Raw genomic sequence first — 17,696 nt, 5'->3', positions numbered from 1 at the left:
TGGTGTGCTGGAACATTCTGCAATTAAACAGGCAAGCAGGCCTTTAAACAGGTTCTTCCAGCCTCGGATTGAACCGTAAGATGTCCACCCAGCCGTTCTAGGCGTGTTTGCATACTTCTTAGCCCAACACTCATTCCTGCATTCTTAACCGCTTCTACATCAAAGCCAATACCATTGTCTTCAATGTCCAGTACCAGTTGCCCATTGGAGAAAAACAGGGCGCATTTTACCGATGTTGCCTGACTATGTTTCAGGATATTGGTCAGGGCTTCTTCTGCGACCCGAAGCAATGTTAAACACACCAGTGGAGTTGGCTGTTTTTGCCATGATTCAGGAAAAGACCATTTTGTTGTGACGTCCAGTTCATCAAACAATTGCATAAAACGATGCCTTAAGGGCGCTCCCCATAAAATTGGCGTATCGGGTACTTTGGCACCTGTACTTGAACCACTGTCAATGACCTGCCGCAAGTCATCCCTTAATATTTTGAGCATGGATAAAAACTGTTGATTGCTGAGATTGGCCTGACTTTGATCGACTGTGACCATTGAACGGACGAGGGAACCACCCAAACCGTCATGTAAATCATGGGCAAGTTGTAAACGTTCCTGTAGTTTTGCATTGTCCAGTTCAAGCTGATGTTGGGTATTGAGTGAAATTGCTAATTCATCTCTGGCTTGAATCACACTGTTTTCTAAAGTTTTATTGAATTGCTCAATTCGACGCATATTTTTTGCTAAACGTAATGCCAAAATAATCGCAATTAATAATGTGGTTAAAGGTGCGGTATAAGGCATTAACATGAAACGACCTATCCCTTTTATTAAAAACAACACATCATGAATACTCACGATAATAAAAAAGAGAAATACAAATGCCAGTAAATAAGCTTCCAATAATTTGGAACGATAGGCAATCCATTGATAACTGATAAAATTTATTAATAGAACCAATAGGCCAAGGAAAAAAGTACCCGAGATAAAATTGTATAGCGCGGTATCAGGTAACAGCATTGCCATGCCAATCGCAATGAATAGCATCAACAATAAAATTTTTTCTAAACGTGGAAATTTGCGTTGTGCCAAACGCCATGCGTAAAAACAGGAAAATAGGCTATAAGCAAAAAAGCAGATAATACTGATACGAGCGATTTGTAATGTGGTTAAACCGAAAGGTGCTTCTAGCATAATGGTATTAAACATCACCATGCTCCACATGAGCGTTGCTAAGGTAAACCAGCCAAAAAGTTGGTCTTTACGATGAAAAATCCATACGAGGAAAGCAATCACACCTAAAGTGAGTGAAGTGATTAAATTTAAAAACATCAACACACGTTGCTGATTCCAGTAAGTTTGAAATATCGGTATCATTTGTGTTGCGTTGCCCAGAAATACTTGACCCAAACCTGAATTTTGACTCTTTACACCGACTACACGTACCCAGAGAATATTTTCGCCCTGTTTTAGGCTGGATACGGGCAAATTCCAGTAGCGTGGCATATTCCAGCTACGGGAAAGCGGTTCAACCAAAGACTGATCTTGCCATAATAAGTCATCATTAATAAAAATCTGCCCTGCCATATTGATATAGCTAATCACAATGGTGATTGGGGTTTTTGTTGTGGTTGGACACTGATAATCCCACACGATTTTGTACCATGTACTGCCCGTATAGTAGAACTTACGCTTATCCCATTGATCAGGCAATTTTACATTTTGCCAATCTGTTTCAGGACGTTGAATACCATCTTGCCCAGTGGCTTTTGCCATTTGGATTGACTGAATGTTTGCAGTGCAATTGGTTTGCTCAGATGTAGAATATTTTGCAAAGGCAGTTTGCGCCAGAACAACCAGCCAGCATAAGCATAGGAATTTTATAAAATACCTAATGAACGTGCGGTATTGATGGCTTTTGACCTGCTGCTGACCGAAAGTTTTCGGTAAATATGTTTGATATGACATTCGATGGTATATTTTGATAAATGAAGAAAATCTGCGATTTCTCGGTTGGTCATTCCCTGAGCAACCAGTTGTAGAATTTCAAATTCCCGAGTTGAGAGTAAATTATTTTGTTCTACCGTCGCCACATCTTTTACTTTTTGTTCAAATGGAATTTTTGACAAAATTTGTTGGGCAATAAATGGGTCAATGGGTGCTCCACCACGTAATATACTACGAATTGATAACATGATTTCGAAATCATCCCGTTCTTTTAAAAGATAACCCGTTGCACCCGCCTGTATCGCTTTTAAAATAGTTTCCTGTGTACTCCATGCCGAGATGACCAAAACAGGTGAGACCTCATCGGTCTGTCTTAAGTTTTCTATAAAATCAATACCATTGCCATCGGGTAAACCGAGGTCAACCAATGAAAAGGAAATCGGGTACTGTTTAAGCATATCTATTGCCAGAGATAAGGTCTGGGCAAAAATAAGGGCGTCTTCTGCATAGCCAATTTCTAACAGTATTCTTTTTAAACGCTGTTGCATGATTGCATCGTCTTCCAGAATAAAGACAGGTACAGGCAAGATCAACTCAGTTTGAGATACATGAACCATAATAAGACTTAAAAAGTGATTCCCAGTTTCTAGCATAGGCAGAATACAGGGTTTTGGCTATCACTGTAATTTGGTATTTTGGGTTTTATTTTGACAAAATTTGTCATTTTGAGCGCATTTATTTCCCATAAAATTTTCAGTGATTGCCTATATAATCTTTGTTCAAAATTAATTACCATTTAGTAAAAATACCAGTTTTCAGTGATAGACGAAGTTATTTGGGATTCGTTAAATTATTCTTTCTTTATTGTGTGGTTGGGAAAGATATAAATAATTAAGATTTAAAAGGATTTTATAAAGATGGCTCAATTAAAAAGCTATTTTTAAGGATTACTTAATACTGGGGTAGTAATAAGTAAAGAATGGAAGTTCTATATTATTTCTACAGGATTGCAGATCAATATATTGGCATTTTAGGGGAAAATACAATGTCTGATCAGTTGAGAATCATGGATCGTATCATGGTTTGTTATAAACCTTATTTGGGGCAGCAAAATCGTTGTTCTTTAAATTTTAAAAACTGGAATTTACCTAAGGCAGGTAAATTAAAATTTAAGATTGTTGTACCTGATGGATGTTCGTTGCCACATTTTAACTTAAGGCAGGAAAGAATTGTTGGTTCTGATCAGGTGCTTTATGAAGATCTTTGGGATGGTAAGGAAATTGACCTAAATGATAAAAAAATGAGGCAAGGAAAGCGAAAGGTATATGTTGAAACAGTTAATCCATTTCATAAGATTAGTTATATGATGTTGCAGGAAAAAAATAAACTTAGGGAATTCAGGGAAATCTTACAATATGAAATTATTGTATATATTGAACATTAAGTATTAAATTTAATTAATATAAATAATTTCTATAATTTTAATTTATCTTTTATTGTTTTGACGGGAAATTTTAATATAACCTGAATCACGGATAAGCCATAGACTTGAAAAAGAGAAGGACTAGAGCCATCAGTTAGTTACCACACAAAACTTACGACTCTAGTCCTTATGTTCGATAGTACCCAATTATTCTGTATAATTGATGATTTCTTTCTAAAATTTGAATCAGTTTACTGGAAATTCTTAAAGCAAAATCTTAAATGCCTAAGAATTCGCCCTGCACAGCTCAGTATTTCTGAAATTGTCTTTATTGCAATTTGGTATAAACATTCACATTTCAATAACTTTAAAGCATTCTTTACGGCACTGAGACATAACTATCTTCATTTATTCAAAAGCCTGCCTTGTTACCAACGTATGATTTACCTGATCAATACTCATCAACTGGCTTTACATGCCTTACATTTCGCCCTGATGAAAGATCAGCAAAGTTCTTATTTATGGATCGATTCAACGACATTGGCTGTCTGTAAAAATCAGCGAATAAAAAGACATAAATCGCTAGCAGCAATTGCAACTCGTGGTAAAAGTTCTATGGGTTGGTTCTTTGGTTGTAAGTTGCATGTACTTATGAATCAGTCAGGTGAAATACTCAGCACAGCTTTATCAAATGGGCATACAGCAGATATAAAAATGGTTGAACAGTTAGTCAAAGGAATGACTGCTAAATTGTATGCTGATCGTGGCTATATTAGTCATGAATTAAAGAGTAAATTAAGAGTACAAGATATTGATTTAATTACCTATCACCGAAAGAACATGAAATCTATACAGTTATCAAAAGCAGATGAATACCATCTGAAACAACGCAATAAAATAGAAACTTTATTCAGTTTGCTGAAGGGGGCGTACAATCTAGTGACGACTAGAGCGAGAAGTGTTGCAGGCTATTTAGCTGGTATTTATGCATCTTTATGTGCTTATCAAATATGTCATCAAAACAAGCCGATGATTCGTATTATGGAAATATCGGCTTAAACAAGATTCGGGTTAATATAAAAATTATTTCTTTTTACCAAAATACCAGTTTTCAGTGATAGACAGTTCACTACAGATATATTTTAATCTTTTTCATTTCTTTATAAAACTTTTTCATAAATCTACATATTTGGGGGGATTAATGTCAGGTCAATTTCGGGTGATGGAGCGTATAACTGCTTCTTATATTCCTTATGCGGGAAAAAAGAAGCGTTGTTCTTCTAATTTTAAGTATTGGAATATACCTAAAAATGGAAAATTAAAATTCAAAATTATTTTGCCAGAGGGGTGTCCACCGCTACAGTTTAATTTGGTACGGCAAAAGAGGCTTGGCTTTGATAGAGTCTTTTATGCCAATATTTATGATGGCAAAGAAATTGATTTAATTCAGGAAAAGCTTAAACATGGACGACAAAAAATATATATTGAAACAACGACTGCATTTCCTGACATCATGCACACTGAACCCATGCTACTGATTAGTAGAAATATGCCCGATGTAAATGAACAATTTAGAGGTTTTAAGGAAGTTCCTTATTATGAAGTGATTGTTTATGTTTCAGGGTAAACAGAAATAAATATGGTTTAAAACCTGATTATTATGATATTTACTAATATATTTATAGCATCTACCAAATGCTATTTTTATTTAAAACTCATCTCCACTCGTCAAAATACCAGTTTTCAGTGATATACAACCCCGTATGTAATGTTTTGTAATTGTACCAAATGTTTAAAAATTACAGGTACAGATATGAACCACATCTTTAAGAAAATTTGGAATAAATCTCTGGGGCGTATGGTTGTGGTTTCGGAGAATGCCAAAAGTGCAGGCAAGACTGACAACACCACAGGGACGCAAGTAAATAGCCTAAGCAAAGTTCATCATGATGAACAAGGCAAAAACGAGGTTCTTGTCTTTAAACCATTTGTATTCAAAAGTTTGGTACTCAGCATTGCAACAATTACAGGAAGTCATGTTTGGGCGGGGAATGTTTGTGATGGCAGTTTAAGCAGCACAGCAGAAGGGTCGTCCGCTTTTGCTTGTGGTCGTGATAATATCGCATCGGGTTCGAATAGCAGTGCAGTCGGCTATAAAAATGAAGCATCGGGTTGGGTTAGCAGTGCATTAGGTTCTGACAATAAAGCATCAAATTGGAGGAGCAGTGCAGTTGGTAATGAAAATAAAGCATCGGGTGAGTATAGCAGTGCAGTTGGTAATAAAAATAAAGCATCGGGTACGGATAGTAGTGCAGTTGGTTTTCGCAATACTGCATCGGGTTATGCGAGCAGTGCAGTGGGGGTTAGTAATGCCGCATCGGGTCAATATAGCAGTGCGTTAGGTTCAGCGAGTGGTTCTGCGTACACATTAAGCAAAGATAGTACAGGAAAAATTACAGTCGCTGGTATTGAGGTGGAGACCGATGGCGGTACAACCAATATTAATGACATTACCTCATTTATTGCCAATGGTGAAACGGTCACAGATGCAACAAAAGTGGATGATTTTAAAGCTGCACTATGGAGCGGAGCAAATCTTGCGATAGGCAAGGGTGCTAATGCGGTGGGTTCTAAGAATGCTGCATCGGGTCTTTCTAGCAGTGCAGTCGGCTTTGACAATACCGCATCGAATTGGAATAGCAGTGCAGTCGGTTCTCAAAATACCGCATCGGGTTATAATAGTAGTGCATTTGGTGCGGGCAATACTGCATCGGGTTATTATAGTAGTGCAGTCGGTTTTGACAATATGGCATCGGGCTTAGGCGGCAGTGCATTAGGTAATAGCAATAAAGCATCGGGTCATGCGAGCAGTGCGGTCGGTTATCAAAATACCGCATCGGGTTCTAATAGCAGTGCAGTCGGTTATGAAAACGAAGCATCGGGTTTTACTAGCAGCGTATTTGGTAGTAACAGTAAAGCTACGCATACAGGTGCAACAGCGATTGGTAATAACTCTGAAACTGATCGAGATAAAAGCATTTCAGTGGGTAAAGTAGATGCAGAAAAACAAATTACCCATGTCGCAGCAGGCACACTAGCCACCGATGCGGTCAATAAAGGACAACTGGATGCCGAAGTCACAGCACTCAATAATACCATTGCCACGATTTCAGGAGGAACAGTCGCCACCGACAACTACGCTCGTACTTCAGCCGACATGGCTTTAGGTTCAGCAGCAGGTGCAGCACATAGCAGTACGAACAATGGTACAACCCTGACCAGTGTGGCAGGGATCACCGTAACTTCAACCAGTCTGAATATGGATGATATTGACTCCTTTACAGCCGCCAATGGCGTCACGATAACCAAAGCAGCCGACCCAGACAAAGTTGCGGCGTTTATCAATGCAGCTAAAAAAGGCGGAAATATTGCGATTGGTGATTATAGCAGTGCGGTAGGTACAGGGAACATTGCAGTAGGTCGTACCAGTAATGCCTTTGGTCATAAGAATCAAGCATTGAGTATGGGTAGCAGTGCGATGGGTTCGGAAAATACTGTATCAAGTACAAATGCTTATGGTAATGCGGTGGGTTATAGTAATACTGTATCTAGTAATATGTCTGGTCAAGGAAATAATGCCTTTGGTTCTCATAATAAAAACCAAGGTCAATATTATAATACTGCAATGGGCGTTGGCAATACTGTTCATGGTTGGAGTTGGGGGACAAATGCCATAGGTTATAGTAATACAGTGAGCAGCAATACTGGTTCAGCACTGGGTACGGCAAATACTGTACAAACCCTAGGGTCAAATGCGATAGGGTTGAATAATTTGGTTTCAGGAGGTATTTATAGCAATGCACTTGGAACAGGTAATACTGCTATGGGACAAAAGACCGCAGCAGTAGGTTCAGGATTGGCAAGCTATGGCGGTTTCTATAACCCAGATAAACTTAATTTAACGCCAAGCTATACACCAAGCATGACCACTGTAGGCAGTGTAACAACCTTGGACGGTGTTGTGATTGAAACCACAGCAGCAGATTGGTCAACTTTAAAAGACGATCCATCCTTACTGACCAAAGTGAATGGTCAAGCCGTAACTGCTGCACAGGCGGCTGATATTGTGAAGAGTTTTAATCAGGGCGGAAACCTTGCATTGGCTGACTTCAGTAGCGTGTTTGGGACTAATAGTAAAGCAGTGGCAACAGGAGCAACCGCCATTGGTCTAAATTCAGTGGCTGACCGAGCAGATACTATTTCCGTTGGTAAAGCAGGCGCAGAAAAACAAATTACCAATGTTAAAGCAGGGACAGCCGATACTGATGCAGTCAACCTTAAACAACTCAAAGACAGTAAAACCAAATACTTTGGTGTGAACTCTACCGTAACAGGTGTCGGTTCTAACGAAAATGGTGAGGGGGCGACAGGTGTTGATTCACTCGCCGTTGGAGTGAGAAGTATTGCATCGGGTGAGCGTAGTAGTGCAATCGGTAATGGCAATAGAGCATGGGGTGCTGACAGCAGTGCATTGGGTAATGGGAATACTGCATCAAATAATTATAGCAGCGCAGTCGGTCATAACAATAAAGCATCAGGTACTAATAGCAGTGCGGTTGGTTATAAAAATGAAGCATCGAATTTAAATAGCAGTGCAATCGGTAATAGCAATAAAGCATGGAGTTTGGGTAGCAGTGCATTGGGTAATTATAATACTGCATCGGGTGATTCTAGCAGTGCGATGGGCGTAGGAAATATTGCATCGGGTAGTGCTAGCAATGCAGTCGGTACAGGTACTATCAAGAAGTTTATTGGTACACTTGTAAATGTAAATGGTATAGATGTTGTTTCATCATCTGGTTCTACGAATGATATTAGTCAAATCACTGTGGCAGGTGAAACCTATACATCAGGTCAAGTCTTTGACCAACTTAAACAAAATTTTGCTTTAACGCAGAACGCAGCGAATGGTGATGATAGTAATGCCATTGGTAATTTAAATAACAGTGTAGGCAAGAACTCATCGGCAATCGGTAGCTTTAACCGTACAGATGGCATTGCATCGGCTGCGGTCGGTTTTGGTAACTTGGCACAAGCAGATTTAAGCAGTGTCTTTGGTGTGGGGAGTAAAGCGACAGCCAAAAAAGCCACAGCCATTGGTTATGACTCATTAGCCGATGAAGAAAATACCGTTTCAGTGGGTCGTGTCGGTGAAGAAAAACGTATTACCAATGTCGCCGATGCAACCAAAGCGACCGATGCAGTCAATAAACAACAACTTGATACAGCGATTGCAGGCGTTTCAGGCGGCACAGTCGCCACCGATAACTACGCTCGTGCTTCAACCGACACGGCTTTAGGTTCAGCGAGAAATATATCGCATGCCATAACAACCACATCAGGAAAAATTACTGCAGTGGGTGACATTACAGTGACTACTGACCCAGCGACAGCGGGTACAAGTCTAGATCATATTGACTCATTTACAGCCAATGGTGTCACAATAACCGACCCAGCCAAAGTAGTAGACTTTATTAACGCAGCTAAAAAAGGCGGAAATATAGCCGTTGGATCAAGCAGTAGTGCGATGGGCGTAGCAAATATTGCATCGGGTGCTGGTAGCAGTGCGATGGGTTATAATAATAAAGCATCAGGTCATTATAGCAGTGCAGTCGGTTATAGCAATAAAGCATCGGGTGTGAATAGCAGTGCAGTTGGTCGTAGTAATGAAGCATCGGGTGATTCTAGCAGTGCATTGGGTTTTAATAATACTGCATCGGGTAATGCTAGCAGCGCAGTCGGTTATTTGAATAAAGCATCGGGTGGTTTGAGCAGTGCATTGGGTAATTATAATATTGCATGGGGTCAGTTTAGCAGTGCATTGGGAATGGATAACTATGCCAAAAACGACTCCAGTGTTGCCGTAGGTACACGTAACATAGCTGGCAGACTTCAATCTCTTGATACATCGTCAGGAACACTGACTTCGGTCAATGGCATTGCTGTCACTGCCACAGGTACAACAACAAGTTCTATTACCCATGTGAATGGTAAAGCCGTCACTGTAACAGAACAACAAGCCTTTTTACAACATTTAGGTTGGGGTGGAAACCTTGCTTTAGCGGATGAAAGTAGCGTATTTGGTGTAGGAAGTATTGCTACAGCGAATCGGGCAACAGCTATCGGTTATGACTCTTTAGCCGATGAAGCCAATACAATTTCAGTTGGTCGTGTAGGTGCGGAAAAACGCATTACCAATGTCGCAGATGCCGTGAATGCGAAAGATGCAGCCAATAAAGGTTATGTAGACAACGCATTACTCAACTTTACAGGCAATGCCGATACCGTTTTATACGACACAGGTTCGAACAAGGCGACCTTAACCCTTGCAGGTACAGGCGGTACAAAAATCACCAATCTGCAAGATGCTACTTTAGACGCAAACTCTAAAGATGCGGTGACAGGTAAACAGTTACATGCGACGAATACGGCTTTAACGGATGGTTTAGCATTAAAAGCAGATCAAACTGCATTAACTACAGGCTTATCTAGCACATTGGCAGACGCAAAAACCTATGCAGACACAGGATTGGCATTAAAGGCAGATCAAACTGCATTAACCACAGGTTTGTCTAGCACATTGGCAGATGCAAAAACCTATGCAGACACAGGACTGGCATTAAAGGCAGATCAAACTGCATTAACTACAGGCTTATCTAGCACATTGGCAGATGCAAAAACTTATGCAGATACAGGATTAGCATTAAAGGCAGATCAAACTGCATTAACTACAGGTTTATCTAGCACATTGGCAGATGCAAAAACCTATACCGATCAACAAGCTACAACCTTAGATGGTAAGATTACAACCACTGCCAATACCATTAACACCCGTATTGATGGGGTAGATACGACTGTTGCAGCCATTGATGGACGAGTGACGACCAATAGCAATGCCATTACTGGCCTAGACGGACGAGTAGGCACCGCAGAGGGGGCAATTACCGCCTTAAATAATAATTTAACTGCGACCAATGGTCTGATTGGTAATTTACAAACTGATCTAAATATTGCAAATAGTAATATTAGCGGTTTGGATACACGTATTGGTAATACTGAAACAGGATTGAGCAATGCCAATACTGCAATTACTGGTTTAGATAATCGAATTACTACAAACAGTAATGCCATTAGTTCATTAAATGGACGAGTTGATGCGACTGAAACGGGTTTAACCAACGCCACTAATGCGATTGGCAGCTTAAATAGTCGAGTGACAACAGAAGTTGCAACTTTAGAGGGTAAAATTGGTACAGAGGTTGGTACGCTCAACACACGTATTAATGGCGTAGATACCCGAATTGGTCAAGAAGTTGGAACACTGAATAACCGTATTACAGGTGAAGTAGCAGCCTTAAATACAACTATTTCAAACATTGATACTCGGGTAATGAACAATACCAGTGAGATTGTAGCATTACAAAATAATGCGGTTGTTTATGATACTGCCACTAAAGATAAGGTGACTTTAAAAGGTGTAAATGGCACGAAGCTCACAGGTCTACAAGATGCAACATTAGACGCAAACTCTAAAGATGCAGTGACAGGTAAGCAGTTACATGCGACCAATACCAGTGTCAGCAATTTGGATACACGAGTAACCACCGAAGTTAGTAACCTGAATACTGCATTAACCACAGGTTTGTCCAATACGCTAACCGATGCAAAAACTTACACCGATCAGCAAACTGCATCGACCTTAACCAATGCGAAAGCTTATACTGACCAGACAGCGACGACGACTTTAAGTAGTGCAAAAACTTATACCGACCAAACCGCAACAACGGCTTTAACTTCTGCAAAAACCTATGCAGACCAGCAGGCTGCAACTTTGGATGGAAAAATCACAGCCAACACAACGGCTATTGGACAAAATGCGACAGCGATTAGCACTTTGGATGGACGTGTAACAACTGAGGTTGGCAATTTAAATACGGCAATTACCACGAATGTGAATACGATTAATACCCGTATTGATGGTGTAGATACTACAGTTGCAGCATTGGATACCCGAGTTGGAAATGAGGTTACGACTTTAAATAATCGGATTGGTACAGAAGTTGGAACTTTAAATACACGTATTAATAATGAAGTTAACACGTTAAATACGACTATTTCAGGAATTGATGGACGAGTCACCACCAATACCAATGACATTGCAGCCTTACAAAATGGTTTAGGTGGCATTTCAGCCAATGCAGTTGTGTATGATTCAGCAAACAAAGACACAATTACTTTGGCAGGTGCAAATGGCACGAAGCTCACAGGTCTACAAGATGCAACATTAGACGCAAACTCTAAAGATGCGGTGACGGGTAAGCAGTTACATGCAACCAATACTAATGTCAGCAATTTAGATACACGGGTAACCACCGAAGTGAGTAACCTGAATACTGCATTAACCACAGGTTTGTCCAATACGTTAACAGATGCTAAAGCTTATACCGATCAGGAAACTGCATCGACCTTAACCAGTGCAAAAACCTACACAGACCAAACCGCAAGAACGGCTTTAACCACCGCAAAAGGTTATGCAGATCAGCAGGCTGCAACTTTGGATGGGAAAATCACAACCAATACAACGGCTATTGGACAAAATGCGACAGCGATTGGTACTTTGGATGGACGTGTAACAACTGAGGTTGGTAACTTAAATACGGCAATTACAACTAACGTAAATACGATTAATAACCGTATTGATGGCGTAGATACTACAGTTGCAGGCATTGATGGACGAGTCACCACCAACACCAATGACATTGCACTATTAAAAACCAATACAGGCAATCTTGCAGCAAATGCAGTGATCTATGATTCAGCAAGCAAAGATACGGTTACATTGGCAGGTCAGGGCGGTACAAAACTGACAGGTCTGCAAGATGCAACATTAGACGCAAATTCTAAAGATGCAGTGACAGGTAAACAGTTACATGCAACCAATACTAATGTCAGCAATTTGGATACACGAGTAACCACCGAAGTTAGTAACCTGAATACTGCATTAACCACAGGTTTATCTAGCACACTGGCAGATGCAAAAACTTATACTGATCAGGAAACGGCATCGACTTTAACCAGTGCAAAAACCTACACAGACCAAACCGCAGCAACGGCTTTAACATCTGCAAAAACTTATGCAGACCAACAAGCTGCAACTTTGGATGGAAAAATCACAGCCAACACAACGGCTATTGGACAAAATGCGACAGCGATTGGTACTTTGGATGGACGAGTAACAACCGAAGTAGGTAATTTAAATACGGCAATTACAACTAACGTAAATACGATTAATAATCGTATTGATGGCGTAGATACTCGAATTGGTAATGAAGTAACAGCTTTAGACGGTAAGATTACGACCAATAAAAATACCATTACTGCATTAGATGGACGAGTCACGACCAATACCAACGACATTGCAGCTTTACAAAGTGGTTTAGGTGGTATTTCAGCCAATGCAGTTGTGTATGATTCAGCAAACAAAGACACAATTACTTTGGCAGGTGCAAACGGTACGAAAATTACCAATCTGCAAGATGCTACTTTGGATGCAAGCTCTAAAGATGCAGTGACAGGTAAGCAGTTACATGCGACCAATACCAGTGTCAGCAATTTGGATACACGAGTAACCACCGAAGTTAGTAACCTGAATACTGCATTAACCACAGGTTTGTCCAATACGCTAACCGATGCAAAAACTTACACCGATCAGCAAACTGCATCGACCTTAACCAATGCGAAAGCTTATACTGACCAGACAGCGACGACGACTTTAAGTAGTGCAAAAACTTATACCGACCAAACCGCAACAACGGCTTTAACTTCTGCAAAAACCTATGCAGACCAGCAGGCTGCAACTTTGGATGGAAAAATCACAGCCAACACAACGGCTATTGGACAAAATGCGACAGCGATTAGCACTTTGGATGGACGTGTAACAACTGAGGTTGGCAATTTAAATACGGCAATTACCACGAATGTGAATACGATTAATACCCGTATTGATGGTGTAGATACTACAGTTGCAGCATTGGATACCCGAGTTGGAAATGAGGTTACGACTTTAAATAATCGGATTGGTACAGAAGTTGGAACTTTAAATACACGTATTAATAATGAAGTTAACACGTTAAATACGACTATTTCAGGAATTGATGGACGAGTCACCACCAATACCAATGACATTGCAGCCTTACAAAATGGTTTAGGTGGCATTTCAGCCAATGCAGTTGTGTATGATTCAGCAAACAAAGACACAATTACTTTGGCAGGTGCAAATGGCACGAAGCTCACAGGTCTACAAGATGCAACATTAGACGCAAACTCTAAAGATGCGGTGACGGGTAAGCAGTTACATGCAACCAATACTAATGTCAGCAATTTAGATACACGGGTAACCACCGAAGTGAGTAACCTGAATACTGCATTAACCACAGGTTTGACTAATACGCTAACCGATGCCAAAGCTTATACCGATCAGGAAACTGCATCGTCTTTAACCAGTGCAAAAACCTACACAGACCAAACCGCAGCAACGGCTTTAACCACCGCAAAAGGTTATGCAGATCAGCAGGCTGCAACTCTGGATGGAAAAATCACAGCGAATACAACGGCTATTGGACAAAATGCGACAGCGATTGGTACTTTAGACGGACGAGTGACAACGGAAGTAGGTAATTTAAATACAGCGATTACCAATAGTGCCAATACTATTAATACCCGTATTGATGGTGTGGATACGACAGTTGCAGCATTGGATACTCGAGTTGGAAATGAGGTTACAGCTTTGGATGGCAAAATTACCACCAATAAAAATCGTTTAGATGGTTTAGATACACGTGTTGATGGTGTTGATACTCGAATTGGTAATGAAGTCACAACTTTAAATACTCGTATTAATAATGAAGTTAACACGTTAAATACGACTATTTCAGGAATTGATGGACGAGTCACCACCAATACCAACGACATTGCAGCCTTACAAAATGGTTTAGGTGGTATTTCAGCGAATGCAGTTGTGTATGATTCAGCAAGCAAAGATACGGTTACTTTGGTAGGTACAAATGGCACGAAACTTACAGGTCTACAAGATGCCACTTTAGACGCAAACTCTAAAGATGCGGTGACAGGTAAACAGTTACATGCAACCAATACCAATGTCAGTAATTTGGATACACGAGTAACCACCGAAGTGGGTAACCTAAATACAGCCATTACCAATAGTGTCAACACCATTAATTCACGTATTGATGGTGTGGATACCCGAATTGGTAATGAAGTTACAACTCTCAATACCAAGATTGGTACAGAAGTTGGAACTTTAAATACACGTATTAATAATGAAGTTAACACGTTAAATACGACTATTTCAGGAATTGATGGACGAGTCACCACCAATACAAATGACATTGCAGCCTTACAAAATGGTTTAGGTGGTATTTCAGCCAATGCAGTCATTTATGACAATGCAACAAAAGATACGGTTACATTGGCAGGTACAAATGGCACGAAACTCACTGGTCTGCGAGACGCAACATTAGATGCAAACTCTAAAGATGCGGTGACAGGTAAACAGTTACATGCGACCAATACCAATGTCACAACATTGAATGATCGAGTGACAACGGAAGTTGGTAATTTAAATACAGCAATTACCAATAGTGCCAACACCATTAACACACGTATTGACGGTGTAGATACTCGAATTGGTAATGAAGTGGCTAACTTAAATACACGTGTTGATACGACTAATACTGCGTTGGTTCAGGCATTAGGTGGAGGTGCAGCATGGAACAATGGCGTATTTACAAATCCAGCTTTTAGTATCCAAGGAAAAGCTAAAAATACAGTAAGTGATGCATTTATTGCAGTTGATCAACAATTAGGTGCAATTAAAACCTCTGTATTAGATTTAAAAACACATACAGACCAGCAAGCTGTATCTAATTTGAATGATGCAAAAAATTATGCAGATCAACAAACAACCACTGCATTAAATAATGCAAAAGGTTATACCGATCAGAAAACCACCTCAACCTTAAATGATGCAAAAAGCTATACAGACCAAAAAGCTGCTGATGGTAAAGCCTACACAGATCAGCAAACTGCATTGACTTTAAACAATGCGAAAAATTATGCTGACCAGAAAGCTGCCGATGGCAAAGCCTATACTGATCAACAAACTGCATCTGCACTTAATGATGCAAAAAGCTATGCAGATCAAAAAGCGGCATCTTCTTTAAGTGGTGCAAAAGATTATACCGATCAGCAAACTGCATCGGTACTTTCTACTGCAAATGGTTATACAGATAGCAAAATCGCAGATGTGCAAACTCAACTTACAGCCAGTAACCAGTTTGTTCAGGTGAATGGGGTGACTGATGCCCAAGCGGCTTCAGCAACAGGTGAAAACTCGGTTGCGATTGGAGCAAATACCGTAGTGACAGGTAATCGCTCAACTGCTGTAGGTGTGGGTAATCAGGTTTCAGGTAATGGTTCTGGTGCCTTTGGTGATCCAAACACGGTATCTGGAAACGGTAGTTATGTTGTGGGTAATGACAATAAAGTCACGGGTGATGATACCTTTGTGCTGGGCAATAATGTCGATACTCAAGCCAAAAATGCAGTGGTATTGGGTAATGATTCTGCATCGGACCGTGACAACACGGTATCAGTCGGGGCAAAAGGCAAAGAACGCCAAATCATCCATGTGGCGGATGCCGTTGAAGATACCGATGCAGTCAACTATCAACAGCTAAAAGCAGCAGAAAAATCGACCAATAGTTATACCAATGAGCGTGTAAATGCCTTAAACAGTGCGTTTAATGACTATCGTATGGAAACAGAACAGCGCTTCCAGAAAGTGGATGAACGTTTTAACCGCCAAGGTGCAATGACTGCCGCGATGATGAATATGTCAAGTAGTGCCGCCAGCGTCAAAGGACAAAATCGTGTGGGGGTTGGTGCGGGCTTCCAAGGGCAGGAACAGGCAGTTTCCATTGGTTATCAACGGATCATTAATGATAATACCTCACTCACCATTGGTGGCGCATTTACCAAGGAAGAGAGTTCTGGTGGTGTAGGCGTTGGTTTTGGTTGGTAAAATTTAAAGCATAAAGTGGAAAACCCGTTCAATTGAACGGGTTTTTTTAATTAAAACGTTTTAATTGGTTTTTATTTCCAAAACCAGTTGATTAATCAGGTCGGCTGCTTCCAGTTCCCGAATTTGTCCTACATTCATGCCAGCCCAAAATGCACCATAACTAGGATCATTGTGCTGACTGGCAACACTGATCAATTGTTTGGTTAAGTCATAGGTATATGGATACTCAGGTAATTCTGGACGATTAGGGGCATCAATCTGGGTGTGCCATGTGCCCAGCAGTCCGCGGGCTGGACGACCTGATAAACTGGCGCTGAGCTGGGTAATATTTTGGCTGAATAATGTCTTACGATAAGCTGCGTTGGCATTTGAGCTTCTGCACTGCACAAATGCGGTTCCCAGTTGCGCGGCGGAGGCACCTTGCTTAAACATCAATTTGGCCTGGTCACCATTCATGATTCCACCAGCAGCCACCACTGGACATTTGCAGTGTCTGCTAATCAACTGAACCAAATGACTGGTTCGAATCGCTGCATCAAAGTGCTTGTTAAAAATACCACGGTGTCCACCAGCCTCAATACCCTGTGCAATAATAATGTCGATTCCTGCCACCTCAATCTGTTGTGCCTCAATCAGGTTGGTAGCAGAAACCATGGTGACAATCCCTGCATCTTTGAGTGCCTGAATCTGGTGAGGATGGGGAATACCAAAATGAAAACTCACAGCTTTGGGATTTGTTTCCAGCACCACATTTAAAAAATCATCATTGTCTAAAAAGCTTGGATAAATGCAGTGCAATTCAGTCGGTGGTTCGGCACCAAACTTGGCAAATTGCGGTCGTATATATTCAATCCATTGTTGGGCTTTTTGTTCATCAAGCTGTTCAGGTTGGTGACAAAAGAAATTGACCTGAAAGGGTTTATCCGTAAGTGCCTGTGTTTTTAAAATCTCAGCTTTTGCCGTTTCTGGTGTATTTGCCCCTAGTCCTAAAGAACCAAACGCGCCTTGGTTGGAAACTTCAGCGGCCAGTTCAGGCGTTGATACACCTGCCATAGGTGCAAGAAAAATAGGGTGTTTTATTTCTAGTAATTCTAGGATTGACATCATTATATTCTCACTTTGCTTTTAGTCACCATAACGCAAAAACAAAAACGCTTGCAAATAATAACCA

General features: G+C 40.6%; 7 protein-coding genes. 4 read left to right on the top strand and 3 right to left on the bottom strand.

Annotated elements, in window-relative coordinates:
• Positions 1-23 precede the first annotated feature (23 nt).
• Positions 24-1,769, bottom strand: coding sequence for a sensor histidine kinase (locus QLH32_RS06165; protein ID WP_349307088.1), 1,746 nt, complete (start codon positions 1,767-1,769; stop codon positions 24-26).
• A 104-nt stretch (positions 1,770-1,873) separates the two neighbouring features.
• Positions 1,874-2,593 (bottom strand): response regulator, encoded by a 720-nt coding sequence (locus QLH32_RS06160; RefSeq protein WP_283268675.1) that lies wholly within the window; start codon positions 2,591-2,593, stop codon positions 1,874-1,876.
• Between the two features lie 392 nt (positions 2,594-2,985).
• Here QLH32_RS06160 and QLH32_RS06155 point away from each other — a divergent pair, with 392 nt between their 5' ends.
• The 4 genes from QLH32_RS06155 to QLH32_RS06140 all read left to right on the top strand — a co-directional run bounded on the left by QLH32_RS06155 (position 2,986) and on the right by QLH32_RS06140 (position 16,525).
• Positions 2,986-3,384, top strand: coding sequence for a hypothetical protein (locus QLH32_RS06155; RefSeq protein WP_279959296.1), 399 nt, complete (start codon positions 2,986-2,988; stop codon positions 3,382-3,384).
• A gap of 168 nt (positions 3,385-3,552) precedes the next feature.
• Entirely contained in the window at positions 3,553-4,422 is an 870-nt protein-coding gene (locus QLH32_RS06150; protein ID WP_283266581.1) for an IS982 family transposase, read from the top strand.
• A 142-nt stretch (positions 4,423-4,564) separates the two neighbouring features.
• Complete coding sequence (locus tag QLH32_RS06145) at positions 4,565-4,990, top strand: hypothetical protein (protein ID WP_283268673.1); 426 nt, start codon at positions 4,565-4,567, stop codon at positions 4,988-4,990.
• A gap of 186 nt (positions 4,991-5,176) precedes the next feature.
• The gene (locus QLH32_RS06140) at positions 5,177-16,525 is read left to right on the top strand and encodes an ESPR-type extended signal peptide-containing protein (protein WP_283268672.1); all 11,349 of its coding nucleotides are present in this window, start codon (positions 5,177-5,179) and stop codon (positions 16,523-16,525) included.
• Positions 16,526-16,585: 60 nt separating this feature from the next.
• On the opposite strand, the gene QLH32_RS06135 is transcribed toward QLH32_RS06140, so the two are convergent.
• Positions 16,586-17,629 carry an NAD(P)H-dependent flavin oxidoreductase gene (locus tag QLH32_RS06135; protein ID WP_283269295.1) on the bottom strand — a complete coding sequence of 348 codons (1,044 nt, stop codon included), beginning with the start codon at positions 17,627-17,629 and terminating at the stop codon, positions 16,586-16,588.
• Positions 17,630-17,696: the final 67 nt, after the last annotated feature.

The sequence above is a fragment of the Acinetobacter corruptisaponis genome (genome assembly GCF_030053775.1).
GTDB lineage: Bacteria > Pseudomonadota > Gammaproteobacteria > Pseudomonadales > Moraxellaceae > Acinetobacter > Acinetobacter corruptisaponis.
The sequence above is the reverse complement of the archived record's forward strand: the minus strand, read 5'-3'. Positions and strand labels throughout refer to the sequence as shown.

What these genes read in the sequence shown, in the direction of transcription:
- QLH32_RS06140 (WP_283268672.1), top strand. Translation starts at nt 5,177, where the DNA reads ATGAACCACATCTTTAAGAAAATTTGGAATAAATCTCTGGGGCGTATG.
- QLH32_RS06135 (WP_283269295.1), bottom strand. Translation starts at nt 17,629, where the DNA reads ATGTCAATCCTAGAATTACTAGAAATAAAACACCCTATTTTTCTTGCA.
- QLH32_RS06165 (WP_349307088.1), bottom strand. Translation starts at nt 1,769, where the DNA reads ATGGCAAAAGCCACTGGGCAAGATGGTATTCAACGTCCTGAAACAGAT.
- QLH32_RS06150 (WP_283266581.1), top strand. Translation starts at nt 3,553, where the DNA reads ATGTTCGATAGTACCCAATTATTCTGTATAATTGATGATTTCTTTCTA.
- QLH32_RS06155 (WP_279959296.1), top strand. Translation starts at nt 2,986, where the DNA reads ATGTCTGATCAGTTGAGAATCATGGATCGTATCATGGTTTGTTATAAA.
- QLH32_RS06160 (WP_283268675.1), bottom strand. Translation starts at nt 2,593, where the DNA reads ATGCTAGAAACTGGGAATCACTTTTTAAGTCTTATTATGGTTCATGTA.
- QLH32_RS06145 (WP_283268673.1), top strand. Translation starts at nt 4,565, where the DNA reads ATGTCAGGTCAATTTCGGGTGATGGAGCGTATAACTGCTTCTTATATT.